This window comes from Flavobacterium sp. N1719 (assembly GCF_025947045.1).
GTDB classification, from domain to species: domain Bacteria; phylum Bacteroidota; class Bacteroidia; order Flavobacteriales; family Flavobacteriaceae; genus Flavobacterium; species Flavobacterium stagni.
Window position 1 is genome coordinate 1,185,639 of record NZ_CP109993.1, and the last position, 24,191, is coordinate 1,209,829.

The 24,191-nt window shown below is 43.2% G+C and carries 26 protein-coding genes; 4 read left to right on the plus strand and 22 right to left on the minus strand.

Annotated features, from left to right (window positions below; all coding sequences use genetic code 11):
* Positions 1–186 precede the first annotated feature (186 nt).
* Together OLM45_RS04840 and galE are read left to right on the plus strand one after the other, a co-directional pair.
* A complete protein-coding gene (locus OLM45_RS04840; RefSeq protein WP_264512423.1) occupies positions 187–1,314 on the plus strand; it encodes a DegT/DnrJ/EryC1/StrS family aminotransferase in 1,128 nt (375 codons plus the stop codon).
* A gap of 26 nt (positions 1,315–1,340) precedes the next feature.
* Complete coding sequence (gene galE, locus OLM45_RS04845; RefSeq protein WP_264512425.1) at positions 1,341–2,354, plus strand: UDP-glucose 4-epimerase GalE; 1,014 nt, start codon at positions 1,341–1,343, stop codon at positions 2,352–2,354.
* Between the two features lie 61 nt (positions 2,355–2,415).
* Here galE and OLM45_RS04850 read toward each other — a convergent pair whose 3' ends face one another.
* The 14 genes from OLM45_RS04850 to OLM45_RS04915 form a co-directional block, all read right to left on the minus strand.
* Entirely contained in the window at positions 2,416–2,682 is a 267-nt protein-coding gene (locus OLM45_RS04850; RefSeq protein ID WP_129459964.1) for a hypothetical protein, read from the minus strand.
* A gap of 155 nt (positions 2,683–2,837) precedes the next feature.
* Complete coding sequence (locus OLM45_RS04855; RefSeq protein WP_264512427.1) at positions 2,838–3,098, minus strand: hypothetical protein; 261 nt, start codon at positions 3,096–3,098, stop codon at positions 2,838–2,840.
* 1 nt (position 3,099) lies between these two features.
* Positions 3,100–3,972, minus strand: a complete 873-nt coding sequence (gene fabD / locus OLM45_RS04860; protein WP_264512429.1) for an ACP S-malonyltransferase — start codon at positions 3,970–3,972, stop codon at positions 3,100–3,102.
* Positions 3,973–4,033: 61 nt separating this feature from the next.
* Positions 4,034–4,558, minus strand: coding sequence for an NADPH-dependent FMN reductase (locus OLM45_RS04865; protein ID WP_264512431.1), 525 nt, complete (start codon positions 4,556–4,558; stop codon positions 4,034–4,036).
* Positions 4,559–4,560: 2 nt separating this feature from the next.
* Complete coding sequence (locus tag OLM45_RS04870; protein WP_129459960.1) at positions 4,561–4,773, minus strand: hypothetical protein; 213 nt, start codon at positions 4,771–4,773, stop codon at positions 4,561–4,563.
* A complete protein-coding gene (locus OLM45_RS04875; RefSeq protein WP_264512433.1) occupies positions 4,770–4,994 on the minus strand; it encodes a (4Fe-4S)-binding protein in 225 nt (74 codons plus the stop codon). Before OLM45_RS04875 ends, OLM45_RS04870 begins: the two co-directional genes overlap by 4 nt.
* A 2-nt stretch (positions 4,995–4,996) precedes the next feature.
* A complete protein-coding gene (locus tag OLM45_RS04880) occupies positions 4,997–5,407 on the minus strand; it encodes an OsmC family protein (protein ID WP_264512435.1) in 411 nt (136 codons plus the stop codon).
* A 1-nt stretch (position 5,408) separates the two neighbouring features.
* Entirely contained in the window at positions 5,409–5,696 is a 288-nt protein-coding gene (locus OLM45_RS04885) for a GNAT family N-acetyltransferase (RefSeq protein WP_073365484.1), read from the minus strand.
* Positions 5,697–5,705: 9 nt separating this feature from the next.
* Positions 5,706–6,434 (minus strand): pirin family protein, encoded by a 729-nt coding sequence (locus tag OLM45_RS04890; RefSeq protein WP_129459957.1) that lies wholly within the window; start codon positions 6,432–6,434, stop codon positions 5,706–5,708.
* 488 nt (positions 6,435–6,922) lie between these two features.
* Entirely contained in the window at positions 6,923–7,498 is a 576-nt protein-coding gene (locus tag OLM45_RS04895; protein WP_264512437.1) for a Crp/Fnr family transcriptional regulator, read from the minus strand.
* Between the two features lies 1 nt (position 7,499).
* Positions 7,500–7,826, minus strand: a complete 327-nt coding sequence (locus tag OLM45_RS04900) for a DUF6370 family protein (protein WP_264512439.1) — start codon at positions 7,824–7,826, stop codon at positions 7,500–7,502.
* Positions 7,827–7,829: 3 nt separating this feature from the next.
* Positions 7,830–8,996: a formate-dependent phosphoribosylglycinamide formyltransferase gene (gene purT, locus OLM45_RS04905; protein ID WP_264512441.1), complete on the minus strand. Its 1,167-nt coding sequence runs from the start codon at positions 8,994–8,996 to the stop codon at positions 7,830–7,832.
* A gap of 182 nt (positions 8,997–9,178) precedes the next feature.
* Positions 9,179–10,363 carry a pyridoxal phosphate-dependent aminotransferase gene (locus tag OLM45_RS04910; RefSeq protein WP_264512443.1) on the minus strand — a complete coding sequence of 395 codons (1,185 nt, stop codon included), beginning with the start codon at positions 10,361–10,363 and terminating at the stop codon, positions 9,179–9,181.
* Between the two features lie 9 nt (positions 10,364–10,372).
* Positions 10,373–11,500 carry a fatty acid desaturase family protein gene (locus OLM45_RS04915; protein WP_264512445.1) on the minus strand — a complete coding sequence of 376 codons (1,128 nt, stop codon included), beginning with the start codon at positions 11,498–11,500 and terminating at the stop codon, positions 10,373–10,375.
* Between the two features lie 110 nt (positions 11,501–11,610).
* Between OLM45_RS04915 and rsmG the strand changes: the two genes are divergently transcribed.
* Positions 11,611–12,240, plus strand: a complete 630-nt coding sequence (gene rsmG, locus OLM45_RS04920) for a 16S rRNA (guanine(527)-N(7))-methyltransferase RsmG (protein WP_264512447.1) — start codon at positions 11,611–11,613, stop codon at positions 12,238–12,240.
* 31 nt (positions 12,241–12,271) lie between these two features.
* On the opposite strand, the gene OLM45_RS04925 is transcribed toward rsmG, so the two are convergent.
* The 6 genes from OLM45_RS04925 to map form a co-directional block, all read right to left on the minus strand.
* Entirely contained in the window at positions 12,272–14,542 is a 2,271-nt protein-coding gene (locus OLM45_RS04925; protein WP_264512449.1) for a T9SS type A sorting domain-containing protein, read from the minus strand.
* Positions 14,543–14,646: 104 nt separating this feature from the next.
* Positions 14,647–16,275, minus strand: a complete 1,629-nt coding sequence (gene pruA / locus OLM45_RS04930) for an L-glutamate gamma-semialdehyde dehydrogenase (protein ID WP_264512451.1) — start codon at positions 16,273–16,275, stop codon at positions 14,647–14,649.
* A gap of 130 nt (positions 16,276–16,405) precedes the next feature.
* Positions 16,406–16,792, minus strand: a complete 387-nt coding sequence (gene apaG, locus OLM45_RS04935) for a Co2+/Mg2+ efflux protein ApaG (protein WP_264512453.1) — start codon at positions 16,790–16,792, stop codon at positions 16,406–16,408.
* A gap of 68 nt (positions 16,793–16,860) precedes the next feature.
* Positions 16,861–18,105: a DUF5103 domain-containing protein gene (locus OLM45_RS04940; protein ID WP_264512455.1), complete on the minus strand. Its 1,245-nt coding sequence runs from the start codon at positions 18,103–18,105 to the stop codon at positions 16,861–16,863.
* Positions 18,106–18,157: 52 nt separating this feature from the next.
* The gene (locus tag OLM45_RS04945; protein ID WP_129460672.1) at positions 18,158–18,928 is read right to left on the minus strand and encodes a class I SAM-dependent methyltransferase; all 771 of its coding nucleotides are present in this window, start codon (positions 18,926–18,928) and stop codon (positions 18,158–18,160) included.
* On the minus strand, positions 18,928–19,746 hold the full coding sequence (gene map, locus OLM45_RS04950) for a type I methionyl aminopeptidase (protein WP_264512457.1): 819 nt from the start codon (positions 19,744–19,746) through the stop codon (positions 18,928–18,930). The genes OLM45_RS04945 and map overlap by 1 nt, the downstream gene beginning before the upstream one ends.
* 141 nt (positions 19,747–19,887) lie before the next feature.
* Between map and OLM45_RS04955 the strand changes: the two genes are divergently transcribed.
* The gene (locus OLM45_RS04955) at positions 19,888–21,162 is read left to right on the plus strand and encodes an acetyl-CoA hydrolase/transferase family protein (RefSeq protein WP_264512459.1); all 1,275 of its coding nucleotides are present in this window, start codon (positions 19,888–19,890) and stop codon (positions 21,160–21,162) included.
* Between the two features lie 146 nt (positions 21,163–21,308).
* Here OLM45_RS04955 and OLM45_RS04960 read toward each other — a convergent pair whose 3' ends face one another.
* Together OLM45_RS04960 and OLM45_RS04965 are read right to left on the minus strand one after the other, a co-directional pair.
* Positions 21,309–22,691: a TolC family protein gene (locus tag OLM45_RS04960; RefSeq protein ID WP_264512461.1), complete on the minus strand. Its 1,383-nt coding sequence runs from the start codon at positions 22,689–22,691 to the stop codon at positions 21,309–21,311.
* A 138-nt stretch (positions 22,692–22,829) separates the two neighbouring features.
* A complete protein-coding gene (locus OLM45_RS04965; protein ID WP_264512463.1) occupies positions 22,830–24,191 on the minus strand; it encodes an HlyD family secretion protein in 1,362 nt (453 codons plus the stop codon).

Sequence of the window (24,191 nt, forward strand, 5' to 3'; positions counted from 1 at the left end):
CGGGGGTTAAAAGTACGATTATTTTCTCGAAAGACGTTGCGGTTTTAGCCCCGATAGAGGCAAATAGCTCCCGATTCCTATCGGGACTATGGCCGAAAGCGGGAAAGACGATGGCTGAAAAAGCCCGAGCCATTTGCTCCATAAAATCAGAAATTGTGTACTTTTGTTACGCTTTAAAAACAGACCATGAGAAAATTACAAATGGTTGACTTAAAAAGTCAATACGATAAAATAAAAGAGGAAGTAAACGCTTCCATTCAAGACGTTCTCGACACTACAACCTATATTAATGGCCCATTAGTACATCAATTTCAAGCCGATTTGGAAGCCTATTTGGGCGTGAAACACGTTATCCCGTGTGCCAATGGAACCGATGCCTTACAAATTGCGATGATGGGGTTGGGTCTTCAGCCGGGGGACGAAGTGATTACCGCTGATTTTACCTTTGCCGCAACCGTTGAGGTGATTGCATTGTTGCAACTGACACCTGTTTTGGTGGATGTGGATTTGAATAATATGAACATTTCTTTGGAGCGTATTCGTCAAGCGATTACTCCCAAAACAAAAGCGATTGTTCCCGTGCATTTGTTTGGTCGTGCGGCCAATATGGATGCGATTATGGAAATTGCCAACGAACATAATCTATTTGTGATTGAGGACAATGCACAAGCCATTGGTGCCGATTATACGTCAAAAGACGGTTCAAAACGCAAAGTGGGAACCATCGGACATGTGGGCGCAACGTCCTTTTTCCCTTCTAAAAATTTAGGATGTTACGGCGATGGTGGAGCGATTTTTACCAATGATGATGCGTTAGCCCATACCCTTCGCGGAATCGTGAACCACGGAATGTACGAGCGCTACCATCACGATGTGGTGGGGGTAAATTCCCGTTTAGACAGTATTCAAGCTGGAGTTTTGAAAGCGAAATTACCGCATTTGGATACCTACAATAAAGCCCGTCAAGAGGCAGCCCGTAAATATTCTGCTGCGTTGGGAGCCAATCCCAATATTTGGGTACCTACCATTTGTGATGCTTGTGATTGCCATGTGTTTCACCAATATGTGATTCGTATTTTGAATGGGAAACGCGACGGTTTATTAGCGCATTTACAAGGGATGGGAATTCCGTGTGCGATTTATTACCCGATTCCGTTGCACCGTCAAAAAGCCTATTTGGATGCACGCTATCGCGAAGAAGATTTTCCCGTAACCAATCAATTGGTAGATGAAGTAATCGCGTTGCCAATGCACACCGAATTGGATGACGAACAAATAAAATATATTACGGATGCTATTTTAGCGTTTGTATAAACGAACTCTAACACAACTATTAATTTATGAAAATCGCAGTAACCGGAGGGTTAGGATTTATCGGTTCCCACACCGTTGTAGAATTACAGAATGTGGGATTTGATGTCGTTGCTATTGACAATTTGTCGAATTCTTCCATCGAAGTCTTGGACGGTATTGAGCGCATCACAGGAAAGAAACCCGTTTTTGAAAATATTGATTTACGCGACAAAGCAGCGGTTCAAGATTTTTTTAAAAAGCACCATGATTTAGCCGGTGTTATCCATTTTGCAGCGAGTAAAGCAGTTGGAGAGAGCGTTGAAAATCCGTTATTGTATTACGAAAACAACATCAATGCCTTGGTGTATGTTTTACAGGAATTGACCCAATTACCGCAAGCGAATTTTATTTTCAGTTCGTCATGTACCGTTTACGGTCAGGCCGAGCAAATGCCAATTACGGAGAATGCTTCCGTGCAACCTGCGATGTCTCCTTACGGAAATACCAAACAAATCGGAGAAGAAATCATTCAAGATACCGCAAAAGTGACTCCGTTGAACGCCATTTTATTGCGTTATTTTAATCCGGTTGGGGCGCATGAATCCGCAGAAATTGGAGAATTGCCGTTGGGTGTTCCACAAAATCTAGTGCCGTTTATTACCCAAACAGCCATTGGATTACGCGAGAAATTATCGGTTTTTGGAGATGATTATCCCACAGCGGATGGTACAGCCGTTCGCGATTACATCCATGTAGTCGACTTAGCCAAAGCCCACGTGGTGGCCTTACAGCGATTGATTCACCAAAAAAATGAAACCAAAGTAGAAACTTTCAATTTGGGTACGGGAAAAGGAAGTTCGGTGCTTGAAGTCATCAAAGCTTTCGAAAAAGTAAGTGGAAAAGCCTTGAACTATCAAATTGTAGGTAGAAGAGAAGGTGATATCACAGAAGCTTATGCCAATACTGATCGTGCAAACAATGTTTTGGGATGGAAAGCAGAGCTAGGCTTGGAAGAAGCGCTAGCGAGTGCTTGGAAATGGGAGCAGAAAATTCGGAGTTAGTATAAAAATCAAAGGGGGCGTTCAATGGAACGCCCCCTTTCCTTTTACAACTAAATACAGCCTATTTTTTAACGGCTTCTTTCGTTTCTTTGGCTACTTTTTCAGGAGCCGCAGGGGTTTCTGCTTTTGCTTTTGAAGCCTCTTCTTTCACCGCTTCACCTGTTTTTTCAACAGTTGAATCTTTTTCAGTGTTCGTTGAATCTTGATTTTGCTCCAAAGTGTCTGCCGAAATTTCAGTTTCAGATTCAACTTTTTGATCGGCTTTTTTGTCACAAGAAACAACAGTTAATGCTCCGATAAGCGCTAAGCTTAAAACTACTTTTTTCATTTTTTTAAGGGATTAAGAATTAATAATTAATAAGAACTTTTTCCCTTATTACAAATCGAATGCCAAAAAATAGCAGCACCGTGCCAAAACGAAAAAAAGAACAAATTTTAACATATTAAAAATAAAAAAGCCCCTATTTACGGGGCTTCTCAAATTTATTTTTTTGCAGATTCTTTGATTTGTTTGGCTTTTTCTTCCACTTTGGAAGCGCCTTTCACCAAAAGAGTGTCTACTTTGGACTTCAGTTTTTCTTTCGTGGAGTCCAAAACTTTCTCTGTTTTAGCTTTCACCGAATCTACATTCTCTTTAACTTCTTCCGATACAGCATCTTTTGCAGCATCCAATTTCTCTTGAGTTTCTTCTTTGCAGGATGCGAATACAGCAAGCAGTGCAAAACTTACAATGATCTTTTTCATATTATGCGGATAAGGTAGTTACGTCTTTATTGATTTTATTGACTAATCCAACCAATACTTTGCCCGGACCAACTTCGGTAAAGGAAGTGGCGCCATCAGCAATCATTTGTTGTACCGATTGCGTCCATTTTACTGGGGCAGTCAATTGGGTAATCAAATTTTGTTTGATTGTAGCCGCATCGCTCACCGCACTTGCAGGTACATTTTGGTATACAGGACAAACAGGATCGTTGAAATGGGTAGCTTCAATGGCTGCCGCTAATTCCTCACGAGCCGGTTCCATCATGGGCGAGTGGAAAGCACCACCAACCGGTAATAATAAAGCGCGTTTCGCTCCCGCCTCTTTCATTTTTTCACAAGCGGCTTCTACCGCTTTGAATTCGCCCGAAATCACCAATTGTCCGGGACAGTTGTAATTCGCAGCAACGACAACACCATCAATAGAAGCACAAATGTCTTCAACCACTTTATCGTCCAAGTTCAATACGGCTGCCATTGTAGAAGGAGTAATTTCACAGGCTTTCTGCATCGCTAGGGCACGTTGTGAAACCAATTTTAACCCGTCTTCAAACGACAAAGCACCACTAGCAACCAAGGCTGAAAATTCCCCTAACGAATGTCCGGCCACCATTTCGGGCTGGAAATCTTCAAGGGTTTTGGCTAAAATCACAGAATGTAAAAACACCGCGGGTTGGGTAACTTTGGTTTCTTTCAATTCCTCGGCCGTACCTTCAAACATGATGTCGGTAATGCGGAAACCTAAAATTTCATTGGCTTTTTCAAATAACTCACGCGCTACAGCTGAGTTTTCATATAAGTCTTTACCCATTCCGGTAAATTGTGCTCCCTGACCCGGGAAAACGTATGCTTTCATTGGATGTATCGGTATTAATTAATGTCTTGGCGACAAAAATACAAAAAAATACGGGCCCTGATTAGAATTCGATGCCACGAACAATCGCCTCCAATTGGGCTTTATATTCGGGTTGGATGATTCCGTTGTTGACATCAAAATTTTCATAAAAACTAGGCAAAGAAAAAGTGCCTTTAACCTGTGCGCCTTGAAAAGGGAAACGGTTTTTGGCAATTTCCAATACACTCGCGCCGCCACGACCACCGGGTGATGTCGCTAGCAATACCATCGGTTTATCTTGGAAGTTCTTGCCATTGATGCGCGAAGTCCAGTCCAATAGGTTTTTAAATGCCGCCGAATAGGCCCCGTTATGCTCCGCAAGAGACACAACGAGCAAGTCGGCCGAACCAATCTTTGCATAAAAATCCTGGGCAGCTTGTGGCATCCCTTCTTTTTCCAAATCCACCGAAAATACGGGAAGAGGGTAATCGTTTAAATCCAATACTTCGACTTCAGCATTGGTAAATAAATGAGCGGCATAGGTTGCCAATTGTTTGTTGATGGAAGTTTGGCTGGTCGAACCGCCAAAAGCAATAATTTTTTTCATGGTTAGGTGTGGAGCCAAGCTCCGAATAGTTTTCGTAATAAAGGCAAAAGAACATAGACCATGAGCGGAACCAAAATTCCGGTCATAATCAAGGTGCGAATCGGCAGAGCCAAGTCTTTAATGTAGTCGCCTAAAAGAAAAGAAGCTAGAGTAATGGCAGGATAAATCGCAATCCAAACCATTAAGGCAAACTTCCATTTTTTGGGTGGTTTCATTTGTTATAATAATAGGTCAAAGCCCCAGAGGGACATTTTTTAATCGTTTCAACAATCGCTTCGGTATCTGAATTCTCGGGAATAATCCACGGTTTCTCTTTGGGTTTAAATACCGCCGGATTGTTTTTAACACATTCAGCCGCATGTTTGCACAATCCCGATTTCCATACAATGGTCACTTCGCCATTGCTGTATTCTTTGGTAAGGTCTTTTGGATCCATAATTATTGGTTTTGGGTACGAATAACAATTTTGTTTTCTAAGATTTTGGATACGGGACATTTTTCAGCAATCACCAACAACCGTTGTTGGATTGCTGCATCCACACCTTCTGGGAAAGTAAGCGTTCGCGAAATATGGGTAACCAATTCTGGGGTTTGTTCTTGTTCCATATTTAAAGTCACCGCAAACACAGGAATATCCCAACCCTTTCGGTCAATATACATCCGTAAGGTCGATAGGGTACAACCCGCCAAAGAAGCCAACAAAGTCGTGTAGGGGTCAGGCCCCAAGTCTTGTCCGCCCAGCGATTCGGGTTCGTCCATAACCAACTGACCGTTGCGCCACTGAATGGTGCAACGGTACAATTGGGTACTAATACTTCCGATGATATCGTTTTCTAATAACTTCTTCATGTTAAACGCGTACGTCGTTAAATTCGGGTGTTTTATCAAAAACCGCTTTGGCAAACGGACATAGGGGCAAAATTTTCAATCCGTTGGCGCGGGCCATTTCAACGGCAGCCGTTACCATTTTTTTGCCCAACCCTTTGCCTTCGTTGCCGGGTCTCACTTCCGTATGATCGATAATGATCTTATCCGGTCCCGCATACACAAAGGTCATGCGTCCTTGTTCTGTGCCGTCAATGGTAATTTGAAAAAAACCATTTTTGTCGTTTTGTTCGAGATGTACAATCGGTTCCATACCACTTATTTATTGAAACATGGGGACTTCCATGAGTAACAATTCAGTGTCTTCGGTCATTTGAAAATCCACCGTAGCTAGGCTATTGTCGTCGGTCCAAATGCCCATGCCATCACGAAGTTCGAGTGCTTGTCCATCTACGGTTAATCCACCTTTAATTACAAAAACATACAAACCGTTCCCTTCTTTTTTAAAGGTATAGTTCGCTTGTTCTCCCGCTTTGAAATTCCCCATGTGGAACCAAGCATCTTGGTGAATCCAAACGCCTTCATCTTCCGCGTTGGGCGATAAAATTTGTTGAAACTTCCCTTCACGATCGGGAACATTTAACGTAATTTGTTGGTAACGGGGTTCGACATTACGGTATTTAGGGAACACCCAGATTTGCAACAAATTGGTGCGACGGTCATGATTCGGGTTGAACTCACTATGCTGAATTCCCGTTCCCGCACTCATCACCTGTACATCGCCAAACTTGATGGTTTCGGCATTGTTCATGCTGTCTTTGTGGGCCAAATCGCCTTCCAGCGGAATCGTAATGATTTCCATATTGTCATGCGGATGGGTACCAAAGCCCATACCACCGGCTACAATATCATCGTTTAACACACGCAATACGCCAAACTGTACGCGATTGGGATCGTAATAGCCCGCAAAGCTAAAAGTATGACGCGCTTCTAACCAACCGTGATTCGCATAACCACGGGTATTTGATTTATGGATAACTGTATTTTTCATATCGTTTAAATTTAATCATTATTACGATACAAAGGTAGGGCGCGACTCACTTTAGGCCACTTAATCTAGGTTAAGAAAATGATTTTGATTTTTTGAAGCAGACGTTTTTGTTCTTTATCCAGTGTCTTCCCGCTATCCGCTATATCCCTCCACTGCGTTACGGGGATGCCGCTCCTATCGGGGCTAGAAATCAAGTTTTGATTTTAATGACGAATATTCTTTAGTACTCCTTATCCAATTCTAAATTCTAAACTCTAAACTCTAAACTCTAAATTCTAAACCCGCTAGCGCGGATTTTCAATCCGTGCCAATACATAAGAATAGGCTTTTACATTACGCTTCAAAAATAGGTAAAACTGTAGCTAATCGGGTGTAGTTTTTGCTTTTTACAGGGAGGGCATGGATTGCACTCGAGGCTTTAGCCTAACAGACGTAGTAAATCCGGGCTGTCGTTTCAAAGTGTTTTTTTTATTTCTAAGAAAACTCAATCACTTCCGAAGCATTTTCCCTTTCATCTTACTGAAGAACTCGGGAGTAACCCCAATATACGAAGCAATCTGCTTTTGGGGAACACGCTGAATCAAGGAAGGGTAGCGTTTGCAAAATTTTTCAAAACGCTCTTCAGCACTGCGGCTCATATTGTCCATCAATCGCTCTTGGTGAGCCACCAACGAATTTTCAGCCAGTATACGAAAATACCGTTCCAGTTGGGGTAGTTGTTGATAAAGGAGTTCTTGCTGCGCCTTGGGCAAAACAATGACCTCAGTGTCTTCCAGCGTTTCAATAAACAAATCGCCTGGCTTCCCCGAAAACAAGCTGTACATGTCGCTGATCCACCACCCCTCACACGCAAAATTGAGAATGTGCTCCACAATATTGTCGTTGATGTAAAAACTCCGCACCAAACCCGAAGTGATGAAATAGGTTTCCGTACACACCGTCCCCGCATGCTGCAGCACCGATTTGGCTTTGTACTTTCGGGTTTCAGTATGGGCCAAAAACAAAGCCGCCTCATCCGGAGTGAGGGGGCTGTGTTTTTGGATATGTGCGATCAAGGATTGCACGTTAGTGTTTTAACGGTAACAATTTAAAATAGGTCACTTCAAAAGTGTTGCCTTTGATTTCGCCAATCACTTCTGCTTGACGGATGGCCGAACAAAAACCGTCTTCGGCATGGGCATCGCCATGATCGTCCAATTTAGTGCCAACGACAAAATAAGATTTACCGTCAATGCGCACTGCCAAATCACAACCTTTTTTGTCTTTCATTCCAAATTGGCATTGCCCACAGGAGACTTCGACCAACTGTGTTTTGGGTTGCGTTTGGGTTGCTTGGGCTTGTGCTGTATAGGATAAAATAAACAAGCAAAAAGTAACGACTATATTTTTCATAACTTACGGGTTTACAGTAATCATTTGCGCCGTTTGTTGCGCGCGTTCAACAAGTTGCTCAATCGGTGTTGCTAAAACATCGTGGGTCAACACCACGCCCATTCTTCGATAGGGTCGTGAGGTTGGTTTTCCAAAGATACGAAAATCAGTTTTGGGTAAGCCCGCCACGGTTGCAATGCCGCTGTAAGTCGGGTTTTCAGAGTTCGCTGTCGCTAAAAGTACCGCACTGGCCCCTGCTTTTTCTTGAGTAATCTCAAAAATAGGCAAACTCAACACCGCCCGTAAATGCAATTCAAATTCGTTGAAGTTTTGCGTGCCCGCCAAGGTCACCATGCCTGTGTCATGCGGACGCGGGGAGAGTTCAGAGAAATAAACGCCTTCATCGGTTAAGAAGAATTCAACGCCAAACAATCCTGCCCCACCCAACGCTTCGGTAACTTTACGCGCCATGTCTTGGGCTTCGGCCAAGTCGCGATCAGAGACGCGAGCTGGTTGCCAACTCTCTTGATAGTCGCCGCGTTCTTGACGGTGACCAATAGGCGCACAAAACAAGGTCGGATTGTTATTTTGCGTAACAGTGAGTAAGGTAATCTCCGAATGGAAGTTCACAAAGGCTTCCACAATCACTTCAACCACATCACCGCGCGAACCTTCTACAGCATACGCCCAAGCTTTGGCAATATCCTCGGCTGATTTTATCGTAGATTGGCCTTTACCTGACGAACTCATCAATGGTTTCACTACACACGGTAAGCCTACTTCAGCAACGGCTTGTTCCAATTCGGCAGCGGAGGTCGCATAGCGGTAATTAGCGGTGCGCAGTCCCAAGTCTTTGGCCGCCAAGTCGCGAATCGCTTTGCGGTTCATGGTGAAATTGGCCGCTTTGGCAGAGGGAACCACCGTTATTCCTTGCGCTTCATAGTCGTAAAAGCGTTCCGTGCGAATGGCTTCGATTTCGGGAACGATAAAGTCGGGTTGGTGTTTGGCAATGACAGCATCCAAGGCAGCGCCATCGAGCATGTTGATGACTTCAAAGCCGTGGGCGACTTGCATTGCAGGCGCGTTTTCATAGCTGTCGACCGCAATCACGGTTTGTCCGATGCGTTGGGCGGCAATCACGAATTCCTTACCGAGTTCGCCCGAGCCTAAGAGTACAATTTTTTTCTTCATGATAGTTGTGTTGAGAGGTTTTTTATGGATAACGTCTTTTTCAGGTCGCGTTAGGGGGTGAACCGGAAAGCCCGGATGCCGGAGTTTACGAAGGCAACGGACTTGCAGGGAAACACCCGACCTGAAAGGGAACGCCCAAAAAATAAAATAAAAAAGCCCCAAGTTTCCTTGAGGCGATGGGTTTATGCTACGGCTTCTTTGATGCGGCGTAGGGCTTCCGTTAGTAAATCCTCGCTGGTAGCGTAGGAGAAACGGATGCAGTTGGGGTTACCAAAAGCGTCGCCGGTTACCGTGGCCACATTGGCTTCAGCCAGTAAATACATGGAGAAGTCGTCGGCGTTTTGAATCAATTTTCCGCGTAATGTTTTTCCGAAGAACGACGATACATCGGGGAAGACATAGAAAGCGCCTTCGGGAACGTTGATTTTCATGCCTGGGATATCTTGAATCAATCCGACTACCAAATCACGACGGCGTTGGAAGGCCGCGACCATGTCGTTTAATACGCTAGGATCGGCATCCACTGCGGTTAGCGTGGCCCGTTGCGCGATGGAATTGGCACCACTCGTTACTTGGCCTTGCATTTTGGTACAGGCTTTGGCAATAACTTCGGGTGCACCGATATAACCAATGCGCCAGCCGGTCATGGCAAAGGCTTTGGCCACACCATTTACGGTAATCGTGCGGTCAAACATCCCAGGGATTGACGCAATACTACAGAAGGTTCCTGAGAAGTTGATATGTTCGTAGATTTCATCCGAAACGACGTAAAGATTGTCGTGTTGTAGAATGATTTCCGACAGTGCCGTTAGCTCCTCGCGGCTGTATACCGAACCACTGGGGTTGCAGGGCGAACTGTACCAAATCATTTTGGTTTTGGGTGTAATGGCTTGTGCCAATTGCTCGGGGGTGATTTTGAAATCACTTTCCACGGTGGTCGGCACTTCCACTGGAATACCGCCCGCGATTTTGATAATTTCATAATAAGAAACCCAATACGGTGCTGGAAGAATAACTTCGTCACCCGGGTTAATCATCACTTGAGCAATGTTGTACAAGGATTGTTTGGCGCCCGTAGAAACCACGATATTGGCAGGAGTATAGTCCAAGTTGTTATCGCGTTTGAATTTTCTACAGATGGCTTCTTTAAGATCTAAATAGCCGTCAACAGGCGAGTAAGTGCTGTAGTTATCATCGATGGCTTTTTTGGCCGCTTCTTTGATAAAATCGGGCGTATTAAAATCGGGTTCGCCCAAACTTAAACTGATGATATCTTTTCCTTGTGCTTTTAATTCACGGGCTAAAGCAGCCATCGCCAAGGTTTGTGACGTGCTCAGACTGTTGATCCGGTCAGAAAGTGGATTCATTATGTTGTGTTATTGGTTTCGGGCAAATATAACCCTATTTTTTAAGCGAATTGTGGTTTTTTTTCCTAATTCCTTCAAATGACTAAAGTGAGAAATCACGGCCTCTCGCATGGTTTTGAACTCATAATAAGGGAGATTGCATTCTTTGGCTGTTTGTTTTACGATTTCCGCAATTTTGTCGTAATGAATGTGGCTAATATTAGGGAAAATGTGGTGCTCAATTTGGTGGTTTAATCCGCCCGTGTAATAATTCACCAACCAGTTTTTCGGAGCGAAGTTGGCTGTAGTATACAACTGGTGAATCGCCCACGTGTTTTCCATTTCGCCTTCCTCATTCGGAACAGGATTGTGTGTTTCATGCACCACGTGCGCCAATTGGAATACGATACTTAAAATCAAACCTGCGGTATAGTGCATTACTACAAAACCAAGAACGACTTTCCACCAAGTGATTCCCATCACCATCGGAACTACCAACCAAATCGAGAAGTAAATCATTTTGGTGATGATTAAGGTTGTCCAACGAAACACCGGACTCTTGAACTCGCCATACGACAATTTGCGTTGTAAATAGCGTTTGGTTTGTTGGAAATCCGAAGTAATCGCCCAGTTGAAGGTTAATAAACCGTATAAAAATACCGAGTAGATGTGTTGGAATTTATGGTGTTTGTACCATTCGGCTTCTTTGGTGAAACGCAAGATACGTCCGGCCTCCAAGTCTTCGTCATGGCCTAAAATGTTGGTGTAGGTATGGTGCAACACATTGTGCTGTACTTGCCAGTTGTACACGTTACCTGCCAAGATATAGATGCTTCCGCCCATGATTTTGTTGATCCAAGATTTGGATGAATACGAGCCGTGGTTCCCGTCGTGCATCACGTTCATCCCTACGCCAGCCATACCCACACCGATTACGATGTTCAGTAAAAGATAGGTCCAAAAGGGCATATCCATAGCGACTAGGAAAAAGTAAGGTACCAAGAATAGCGAGAACATTACAATGGTTTTTAAATGTAATTTCCAGTTTCCGGTACGGTCAATATTGTTGTCTTTGAAGTAGTCGTTGACACGTTTGTTCAACGTTCTGAAGAATTTTAATTGGTCATTTTTGGAGAAGATAGGACTTCCTGCTTCCATGTAATCTAAATTTTAAAGTTGTGTCAAATTTACGGATTATAATTTTTTCCATCCTGATATTCATCATATTTTATCAACGAAAAAATGTAATTTTGCACAAAATTAACTTCATGGACGAAATTCTTAAGCAATTTCCTAATCTTTCTGATAATCAACGTGCTCAGTTTGCCAAGTTGCATGATTTGTATGTAGAATGGAATGCAAAAATCAATGTAATCTCTCGAAAAGATATTGACGAATTGTACACCCGTCACGTATTGCATTCGTTAGGAATTGCCAAAATCATGGAATTTCAACCCGGTGCCTCGGTGATGGATGTCGGCACAGGCGGTGGTTTTCCAGGCATTCCCTTGGCGATTTTATTTCCCGAAACCCAGTTCTATTTGATTGATGTGATCGCTAAGAAAATCCGTGTGGTGAATGAAGTAGCCGCAGGTTTGGGTTTGACCAATGTGAAAGCCGAACAAATGCGTGCCGAAAAGGTACAGCAAGAATTTGATTTTATCGTGAGTCGTGCCGTGACCAACATGCCCGATTTTGTCAAGTGGGTGCGCGGTAAAGTCAAAAAGCAATCCAAACACGCGTTGGACAACGGAATATTGTATTTAAAAGGCGGTGATTTGACCGAAGAATTAGCGGTGTTCCAAAAGACCGTTTTATATAATCTTTCCGATTATTTTGAAGATGAATTTTTTGAAACGAAAAAAGTGGTTTACCTCCCGTTGAAATATAAGTCATAAAAAAAGTCCCTTGCTACAAGGGACTTTTTTATTAGGATTTAATGAGTTTGTATGTTGATTTTCCGCTTTCGTTTTGGATGGTCAACAAGTAGATGCCATTTTCCAAAGTGAGCGGTAGCGTGAGTTGTCCTGTAAATGAAGTTTGATCGTGTGTCCAAATCACTTTTCCTAAGGCATCCGATACGGTCATTTGCGACGGATGCATTGCATAAGGCGCAAAGATTTCCAATTGCTCACCCACTGGGTTTTTGATTTGCAAATGATCCAAGGCAAACGAAGGGGTTCCCAATTGTCCTTGTACAATTTCATTATAGGCAAACAACATATTCGTTGGCGTCAACGTGACGTGATTCTCATTGGTGGTGGGCACATGGTAATTGACAAAAGGAGTAGTTGAAGCCGTTGTAACAGGAGTGTAATAGTTGTTGGTATTGCTTATCGCTAAGGAGCTAACCGTAGGAATAAAATCAAAATACAAGATTTGTAAATTGTTGAAGAATTCGGTGAGCAATGCATTCGTTGTTCCCGGATTCAATCCATTCATGTCAAAGCGACCGCCGGGTGCCGAATCCAATCCGGATGTAGTGGTTGGGTATTTGCAATTGGCTAAACTTTCTAAAACCGTTACCCAACCAAAGAGAATATACGTTTGTCCGCGAAAACGACTCACTTGATTCGTTTGTCCCGCTGCCGGTGTAAACCGTAAGTTGATAATCGCACGTTGGGTTGAGGTTTGGTTAAACGTATGATCCATCACTACCATATCGGGTGTACCCGTCATGGTGCCGTTTCCTGCCCCATTGGCAATAGCAACATTACGAACCGTTGCAGGGAATCCCATGGCATTCAATTCGTTTTGAAAAGCATCCCGGTAGTTGGGTGCGCCAGTCGGTAATAACGAATTGGTAGCCGTCATGAATTCATATGCACTACCCGATTGCAAATGGCCTTCCAGATGATCAATGAGCATTTGGCGTGCAGCCGGACTCTTCAACATCCCATTAACGATGGTTTGCATCGTCGTGTCGCCCACAGGTCCGTACGCCATATAATTGAATAAATGTTGGAACCCAATCGGAACATTCGCTCCCAAATGCGGCGAATCAAAAGAAATGTACAAGCGGGTTTGGTGACTCATGCTGTTTTGCTCCATATACCGTAAAGCATAGCGCGAAATCAAGCCACCCATGCTCGGACCAATTACTACGTTTTGTTCGTTACCGACTTTTTGGGCATTGATTTGGTTGATTAGTTCAATTAAAACATAAGCATTGCGCTGGATAAAATCGACGCCGCCGTCAACAGTTGTGGTGGTGTTGGGTCGGATATAATTCGGGAAATTTAACACAATGACATCAAAACCCAAAGCTCGGAGGTCATCACCCATATTTTGACCCGTTCCATAATTCAATGCATTATAAACGATAGAAGTATTTCGGGTATCACCAGGATCAAAACCATCCAATAAAATGATAGGTTTGTCCAAAACACCATTGGTCGTATCCATGAAAATCTCGTATTCGCCTTGACCTTGAAAAGCCGCGGTTTCACCATAACCTTGATAAGCAAGGGTAGAGGTAATGGAATTCACAACATTGGGCATAACGGTAAATCCATTGTGTTTGCCATACACTTGTCCTTCCGTAGTGAAGGTGAATTGGTTTTGGGTCTGACTCCCGTCTGTAAAACGTAACGTAGCTTGAATCGTATGTTGCCCAGCCGTTGAAAAAGTAACGGGGAGTTGCTGCCCTTTGTTCAAAACAAACGTTGCTCCATTTTCCAATTGCAATTGAACGGATTGTAGGGTTTTGGAGGTGCTAAAAATCAGCGCCTCAGGCAACGTGAAAGTTACCGTATTGGTTCGCGAAGATAAAAACAACGGAGCGATGCAATTCAACGCATGTTGTTTCAAATAGCCAGAATTGCCTTGGGCTAACCATTGACCTTGGCTGTTTTTTTGTAAACTGGCGAATTGATTTTGGGGTATCGATTCGAAATTAGCCACCATAACCGCCAACGGAATTTCATGTTGGGCAATCGCTATGGCTTTTTGGGTGTCTAATACAGACAATTCTGGAAAGCGGTGGTCAAAATCAGCCCGCTGCATTTCGCTGTATAGTTGTCGGAAATTGGTCGCATTGAATTCGGTCGGCAGTTGTTCGTTGATCTTCGAACTGCACCAAACCCGATCAATAAGAATATGGGTTTTTGAATCCGATTGCAATAAATCAAAGGATTTGTCTTGCGCTTGAAGGAAGAATGAAAATAATCCGAAAGCGGTTACAAGTAATTTTCGATGCATAGTTTTTTGTTTTGATTTTCGAATGTACAAAAAATTAAGAATCAAGCGAATAAAAAAATCCGACCCTGTAAAGAATCGGATTGTAAACTATTATTTTCTTGCGATTATTCGCCCAAGAAAGGGTAACGGTAATCGGCTGGCGTTACAAAGGTTTCTTTGATTGTACGCGGCGAAACCCAACGCAATAAGTTTTGCATCGAACCCGCTTTGTCATTCGTTCCTGAAGCACGTGCGCCACCAAACGGTTGCATTCCTACTACTGCTCCTGTCGGTTTGTCGTTGATGTAGAAGTTACCCGCGCTGTTTTGTAACGCTTGTGTAGCTTCAACAATAGCATAACGATCTTGACTGAAGATAGCGCCTGTCAACGCATATTCTGAAGTACTGTCCACCAACTCTAAGGTTTTTGCCCAATCGGCATCCTCGTAAATATATACCGTCAAAACAGGACCGAACAACTCGGTTTCCATCGTTTTGTATTTTGGATTGGTTGTCAAAATCACAGTAGGTTGAATAAAATACCCCACCGATTTGTCATAATTTCCACCAAATAATATTTCAGCATCTGCATCTTGTTTCGCTTGTTCGATATAAGAAACCAATTTGTCAAACGAACCTTCGTGAATCACTGCAGTCACAAAGTTGGAGAAATCTTCAGGCGATCCCATTTTGATACTCGCCAATTCTTTGCCCATTTCTTCTTTAATAGCTGGCCACAATGATTTTGGGAAATACGCTCTGGAAGCGGCACTACATTTTTGACCTTGGAATTCAAAAGCACCACGAATTGTATTGGCCACCACTTGTTTCACATTTGCCGAAGGATGTGCTAACACAAAATCTTTTCCACCTGTTTCTCCAACAATACGGGGATAAGTTTTGTAAGTATGAATATTTTCACCAATTTTCTTCCAAATTTCTTTGAATACGAAGGTCGAACCTGTATAGTGAACACCTGCAAAATCAGGATGTTTTAAAACAATATCCGTAATCATTACAGGGTCACCAAAAACCACATTGATTACTCCATCAGGAACTCCCGCTTCTTTGAATACATCGATGATAACTTTTGCAGAAAACACCTGACTGTCGCTTGGTTTCCAAACTACGGTATTTCCCATTAACGCCGCACTTGCAGGAAGATTCGCCGCAATAGCCGTAAAGTTGAACGGTGTAATGGCATACACAAATCCTTCTAGCGGACGGTATTCCACACGGTTCCAAATATCCGATACCGAAGCCGGTTGGTCGCTGTAAATTTGCGTCATGAATTGTACATTGTAACGCAAGAAGTCAATCAACTCACAGGCTGCATCAATCTCGGCTTGAAATATCGTTTTTGATTGGGCAATCATAGTCGCGGCATTGATTTGGGCACGATAGGGTCCGGCAATCAATTCGGCTGCCTTTAAAAAGATACCGGCACGGTGCTCCCAAGGCATGTTGGCCCATTTTTTACGCGCTTCCAAAGCTGCGTCAATGGCTTGTGTTACGTGTTGTGCTTCTCCCAAATGATAGGTGCCCACAATGTGTTTGTGGTCATGTGGGGCACTCATGGTGCGGGTGTTACCGGTGCGAACTTCTGACGAGCCAATATACATAGGGACGTCGATGGTTTCGTTCCACATTTTTTTATAAGCGGCTAATACCGCTGCTTTTTCCGGTGAATTCGGAATATATGATTTTACGGGTTCATTGACCGCTTTAGGGACATTGAAAAATCCTTTAGGCATGAGTTGTATTTTTTGAAATTGAACAATAATAAAAAAGTTGGCTGGCTTTTTACGAATTTGCCAACAACGAACAAAAATACAAAGGTTTGACTAAAAACTTGTCAACCCATGTTACAATTTCGTGAAATGATTAATTTAAAGCGTAAGGCGCATTCAAGCGAAAGGCAGGAACAATAACGCGGAAGTTGCGTGTAGTCGTAAAATTCACCATATTGAACCAACCGTGCATAGCGCCATGAGGAGAAGTAAGCAGACAACCGGAAGTGTATGTGTGGGTTTCGCCGGGTTTCAATACCGGTTTTTGTCCAATCACTCCTTCACCATCGACAATTTCTAAATCATTTAGAGAATCGTAAATTTCCCAATGGCGGGAAAGGAGTTGTACCGAGTCTTTGCTGTGATTTTCAATGGTAATCTCATACGAAAAAGCATAGTGAAGCTTGTAGTTTTTGAAGTAAGTCCCTTCGAAAACCGTGCTCACCGAAATTTTAATGCCTTTTGTGATTTGGGTTACCATGCTCAATTATTTGACGTAAAGTTACAAAAAAAAGGTAATAATCAACGCTTTACCGTTTAAAGATAGTGTTAATTAATGATGTCAACCGAGGAAGCAATGCCTTTACCAATCACGCGATCATAGCGTTGGTTGTTTTCACGGTAATACACCAATACCATATAATCGTTTTCGGTTTGGTAGAAATTTCCGTCAATCGCATTAGCATTGTCAATCGTTCCATTGGAATCCGCTACCGTAAAACAATAATTGGTAAAGCCTTGTTTCACCATAATTGCTTTTTCATAAAGCCCTTTCTTTTCATTATAATCCATCTTATATTCGTCATTCATGGCGTAATTATTAAACATACCTGTAATGTATATATTTTTGTTTTCATAAAAAGCAGGAGCAGACAACGATAAGTAAATCCAAGCATAATCAGCCTCCGTTTCTGGTACTGTCGAATTCACATTGTTGATGAAGAAATTCCCATTTTTGTCAGGCCAATAGGTGTAGGGTTGACTCCCACGTGCGGTATTGGTGTACAAATAACAGCCGTATAAACCAGAATTGGTGTCCACTTTAGCAATTGTATTGGTGGCCGCCCGAATGTTTTTATTTTCAAAATATAAAAATTCGTTCCCCGCCCAAAACTGGGTTTCGCTATCGTATTTGTAGATCAAATCATTGCCCACTGTATACATAGGTTTGATGTTCGTCAGGGCATTGTTCAAGCGTCCGTTTTGAAGCACCATTACTTTGACATTTTTTAGCGGACTCTGGAAATTAATCGTCCCAGATTTTACGGCAAAATCCATATTGTGCTTGTAAGGCGTATCATTTACTTGGCGTGCTCGTTTAACTTGTAACGGTACCGAAACCAGATTTTCATAAACGACAAACTTTCGCGAAAAAACAACTTCTCGATCTTCATTTAAAATGCTAATCATGTAGTTGCCACTCACTTTCAATTGGGTGAATTTGTTGGGAAAAGTAATACGGTAATGCGAATAAATCTGTAAACAGTTCAACGAATTCGTATAATCAATAATACGTTGGTCATTAAACCCTGTCAAATATTCATTGATGCTTAATTGGGATTGTTTCCAATCGTAATCACAATGGGTAATGTGGTAGTAGTAATTGCTTTCCGCGCCTTGTAAGTCATCAAATTGCAATTGAATATCGTCTCCCAATTGGAAAACAGGCACCATGTTTTGTCCGTTTTGAACAAAAGTGATGGTTTTGATATAATACGGTGGATTGACTTCTTTTTCTTGTGCAAAGGTGAATACGCTTGCCAATACGGCCAGCACTGCCCAAAATCGCTTCATGTGATCGTTGTTTATTTCGTAAAGATACTAAAGCAACGAAAAAAAAGCCAAATTATTTAAAACAAACCGGAATGATTTCGCCTTTGGCCAAACAAAAACGTTCTACATCGGCTGGATTTAATTTTGAAGTGTAATCTTCTTCTACAACCGTAAACCCAATTTGGCGCAGTTTATCAAAGTAATCCCGCCCATAAACACGCACGTGATCGTATTGTCCAAAGATTTTCGCCCGTTCTTTCGGGTCGGTGATGCTATCATCCGTAAACGTAACCGCACGATTCAAATCTTGAGGAATCTGAAAAATGCCCATCCCGCCCGGTTTCATCACCCGATACAACTCTTGCATCGCTTTGGTATCATCGGGAATGTGCTCCAACACATGGTTGCAAAAAATGATATCGTAGGTATTGTCTTCAAAAGGAAGGTTGCAAATATCCGCTTTCACATCCGCTAAGGGCGATAATAAATCGGTTGTAGTATACTCAATATTGGTTTGCTTTTTAAAGCGCTTATAAAACTCTTGCTCTGGCGCAAAATGCAGAACTTTCTTCTTTTCAGTCGCGGTAAAAAAGTCGGTTTCCCGTTGCAGAAAGATCCACAACAAGCGGTGTCTTTCCAACGAAAGCGTACTCGGAGAAAGTACATTGTTGCGCTGACTCCCGTAGCCATACGGTAAAAACATACGGAAGCTTTTGCCGTCAATCGGGTCGGTGAATCGGTTTCCTTTCAACAAAAAAGCCAACAACGGACGCACCACAATACTCAAACGGATCAACACCGGGCGCGGAATTGTATTTAAAACCCATTTGAAAACTTTCTTGATCATAGCACCAACGGATTTTTACGGAATTCATCCTCCTCATTACTTTGAATGCCCAACGCTTGATAAATGTATTGAAACGTCGATAACAATTCAGGTTTGCCATCCACTAACGCCACATTGTGCTCAAAATGCGCACTGGGTTTACCATCCGCCGTTAATATCGTCCAACCGTCTTTCAACTGCTTGATGTTTTTCGTTCCCATATTAATCATCGGTTCGATCGCCACCACCATGCCTTCTACAAATAATTTGCCGCGACCGCGTTTACCGTAATTCGGCATTTCAGGTTCTTCGTGCATTTTCTTTCCTACACCATGTCCGACCAATTCGCGCACTACCCCGTAACCATGTCCTTCGCAGTATTTTTGAATGGCATTGCCCACATCTTCTACACGGTTGCCCGCACGAAATTCGCGAATACCCACATACAAACTTTCTTTGGTCACTTCTAAGAGCTTCTTAGTTTCAGGCGCTACTTCTCCAATTTCAAAACTGTACGCATGATCGCCATAATATCCGTTTTTCAAAACCCCACAGTCCACGGAAATCACATCGCCTTCTTCCAACGGTTTGTTGTTGGGAATGCCGTGAACCACTTGGGCGTTCGGACTTACACACAACGAATTGGGAAAACCATACATGCCCAAAAAACCGGGTTCAGCACCGTGATCACGAATGAATTCTTCCGCCAATTTGTCTAATTGTAAGGTGGTAACACCAGGACGAATAACTTTGGCAATTTCCCCTAAGGTTTTGGAAACCAACAACGCACTCTCACGCATGATTTCAATTTCTTCACGGGTTTTAGGTATAATCATAAGTCTGAAAATGAGTGGGCAAAAGTAGGTATTTTTTTTCGAAAAACGGACTTTTTTACCCATACTACTTTACGGATAAACCATGAGAAATGTCATGTTTTTACCTAAAATCCAACCCTAACTTTGTCCAAAATTAATGGTATGAGCAAATATGTAACCGCAGCAGAAGCTGTACAAGTCGTGAAATCCGGCGATCGGGTCTATTTACAGGCCGCCGCCGCTGCACCCACTGTTTTGGCCAACGCCCTCACCGAGCGTGCTGAAGAATTGCGCAACGTTGAAATATGCCACTTGCATATCGAAGGCGAAGCGCGGTATGCCAATCCCGAACTCGCGGATAGCTTTCATGTGAATTCCTTTTTTATTGGATCCAATGTGCGCCACACCCTCAAAGCAGGAAACGGTTCCTATACGCCCGTTTTCTTGAGTGAATTGCCGCATTTGTTTCGCAAAAATGTATTGCCCATCGATGTGGCTTTTATCCATGTTTCCCCACCCGATCGCCACGGCTATTGCTCGCTCGGCGTTTCCATTGAAGCGACCGTAGCAGCTATTGAAAATGCCAAAATCGTGGTGGCGCAAGTGAATCCCAATATGCCCCGAACCTTTGGTGACGGTATTTTACACGTGTCTGAAATTGATTATTTGGTTGAAGTCGACACTGAAATTTATGCGCATGAGGTCGAACCCTGTACGCCCGAGGAAAATAAAATCGGGGAATACATCGCCTCACTTATCGAAGACCGAAGCACCCTGCAAATGGGTATTGGCTCCATTCCCAACGCAGCCCTTCGCCAATTGACCAATCACAAAGACTTGGGTTTACACACCGAAATGTTCTCCGATGGCGTGATCGACTTGATTGAAAAAGATGTGATCAATTGCAATTACAAAGGAACGTTACGCGGTCGCGTGTTGGCTACTTTTTTAATCGGTTCCAAACGCTTATACGAATTTGTCAACGACAACCCGTTTATCGAAATGAAAGAATCGTCGATGGTGAACGATACCGCACGCATTCGTAAAAACCCCAATATGGTAGCGATTAACTCGGCTATTGAAGTCGATTTAACCGGTCAAGTGTGTGCCGATTCCATTGGGCCACGTATGTATTCCGGAGTAGGCGGTCAAATGGATTTCATCCGTGGCGCGTCGTTGAGTCCGGGCGGAAAAGCCATTATCGCTTTGCCCTCCATTACCAAAAAAGGGGAGAGTCGCATCGTTCCTTTCCTAAAACAAGGTGCCGGAGTGGTAACCACTCGCGCCCACATTCATTACGTGATCACCGAGTACGGTATCGCCGATTTGTATGGCAAAACCTTGAAACAACGTGCTGATGAGTTAGTTAAAATCGCGCATCCTTCCCATAGGGAGCGCATTGATAAGGAGTACTATGAATTACTCCATCAAATGTAAAAAGACTCCCTTCGGGGAGTTTTTTTTTTTGGAGCAGAAGTAGGGGTTCTTTTCACGTGTCTTCCCGCTTTCGCCTTTATCACTCCACTGCGTTACGTGGATACCGGCTCTATCGGGGCTAAATGACACGAACGATTTTCAAATCACTAATCGGGTTGCGCCATGATTTTAAACAATTCGGCATTCGAAATCAAATACCGATTCACCAAAGCAATCGCCGTGAGTCGGGCTGTAACCAAACTGTTTTCACGGGAATTCAACAAGAAAATCGAACTCTCTCCCAACGAGAACAAACGTTCTTCCGATTGCAACATGATTTGATAATCGGTTACCAAATCGCCCGTCAGTTTTTGTTGCTCGAGGAGCGAACTCAACTCGGTTTGCTGCGCTTTGATTTTGTTGGTTAATTGCACCCGTTCCATGTTTAAGTCGTATTGTGCATCTTGGACTTTGAATTTGGCCAACTTTAAACTCCCGCGTTCTTTGCGTAAGAATAAGGGAAACGAGAAATTCACCCCGACTTTGTAATTGTTGAAGTCGGTCGAATTCCAATAATTGGGCTCCGATAAATAGAAATACCCCACATTGGCTTTTGGCAAGAGCATATTGGCTTTCAATTTTCGGTCGATGTCCAATAAATTAACTTTGCTTTCCAAGGCCGTAATTTTGGGATGGTTGTCAATACTGATGTCTCCCGAAAGCAATGCATTGGTGCGCAAAATTTCCTGAATGGTTTTGTCCAGGTTTTCCTCAGGAAGCATTCCATCCTGCAATTCCATCGGGATGTTGTTTTCCAACCACAAGTAATTGGACAATTCCAATTTGGCTTTGGCCAATTTCAAAGTAGCATCGGTCAAACTTAGTTTTCGGTTGCGCACTACAATTCCCGCTTCTACACTGTCAATGGCCGGTTTGTCTCCGTTTTTGATTAAACTCCGAATTCCTGTAAATCGGGTTTCGGCATTGACCAAATAATTTTTATACAACTGCACTTCATCGTACGTTCGTTTCCAATTAAAATAAGCAACTGAAGCATCATAAAGCACATTAATAGCTTCCAATTGCCGTTCGGCTTTGCTCAAGTTGATTTGGATTTTGGCTTTTCGCAAGTCGGCCATACGCTGGTTAATCCACAACCCTTGTCCCAAAGGAACTGTGATTCCCAATGATGTCAATCCTTGATTTGGCAAAGTGTTCTCCGGATTCACATAAATCCCTTCGCTGTTGTCAAATCCGGCTTTAACTTCGATTCCGTACCATGTCGGAATCTTGAAACTACTGTTTAAAAGCGAATAATATTCCTTGCCTTTGAACTGTTTGTTGTCAAAGTCCACTTCGATTTTGGGATCAAATGCACCCCGTGCCATCATCAAGTTGGCTTGCGCACTGCTGATGTTCAAATCGGCACTCTTTACCCGGGGATGAAACTTTTTTACATAGCCCAAATATTCGTCGTAGGTAAGCGTATTCATCGATGGAGCCTGACTCCAGAGCGGTAAGGAAAGCAGTATAAAAAGTAATTTTTTCATAATTTTTTTGTTGGCCAATAGCCTCTTTTTTTAACCCTGATTGCAGTGGAAATCCTGCTGTAGCGTTAGCGAAAGCAGATTGCAACGGAAAGCAGGAATAGGGATGGCCGGGAAGCCCTAGCCATTAGTTCCCAAAAATTATTTCTTCGCCTCTGATTTGGCGTCGCCTTTCGCGCCACCTTTGGGTTGGTAATAATTGGGTGGGAATCCGTTGAGTGTTCGCCAGATTTCATACCAAACTGGTACATTGTCCAATAACGCCAAAGTCTGTGCACCCGAACCCATACTAATTTGTTTTGGCCACGGATGATCTTCGTTGTCGGGGGCAATGAGTACGCGGAATTTCCCGTTCGGACTGATGAAATTTTCCACCGCTACAATTTTTCCACCAAAGGTTCCGTACGACATGTTCGGCCAGCCCGAGAATACGATAGTTGGCCATCCGTCAAACCAGATGCGAACTTTCTCGCCTTTGTGGATCAGGGGTAGGTCGGTCGGACTCACATACGTTTCCACGGCGATGTCGTATTTGGACGGCATGATGCTCACGATTTCGGTCCCTTCTTTGATGGTTTCGCCTAGACCCGATTTCAAAGCGCGGTTCACATAGCCGTTTTGGGGCGCCGTGATGTAATACAAGCCGTTACGAATTTTGTAATTCGTGTATTGGTTTTGCAATTTGTTGACCTGTGCTTCGGTATCGTATTGGCTACTCATCGCGGTGAAACGATCGCTGCGCGCTTTGGAAGCTTTTTCTGCATATTCAGCACCAATGCGGTTGACTTCTACCTGCGCATTGATCAATTCATTTTTACTGGAAATGAATTTGTTTTCTTGGGTGATGATTTTGGCTTCCACTTCCTGAAGTTTCAAGCGCTTTTCCTCGACATCCGTTAGCGGTTTCAAGCCTTCTTTGTTCAAGGTTAGGGAGCGATTGAACTGGGTGTTGGCAATTTTTAATTGGGTTTTCACCGCCTCTAAGTCCATGCTGTCGCTTTGCACTTTTAGGATACTTTGGCGAATTTTATTTTTTGCCTGTTGCAGTTTCAAGTTCCGTTCCGCTTCAATGGCACTGATTTGAGTGCCAAGTGTGGAAACTTTACCACTATACGATTCTACAGCCATTTTTTTAGCTTCGACTTGGTTTTTGGTGTTGTCCACCAAATTCGGGTCGAAGTAATCTTCTTTAATCTCAGAGATAAATAGGATGGTGTCGCCTTTTTTGACATAATCCCCTTCTTTCACGTACCATTTTTCGATACGACCCGCAATGGCGTTATGCACGGTTTGCGGACGTTGGTCGGGTTTCAAAGTGGTCACCGCTCCCGAGCCTGAAATATTTTGTGTCCAAGGCAAAAAGAGAATAACCAAAGTGATTCCGGAAACCCATAAAATAATGCGGTTTAGGATTTTATAATGCGGACGGTTACTTAAGTTTTTCACCGTGCTAAACTGATCAATGTTTTCAGTTATGGGGTTTTCTTTGGATAAGTTGAGCAT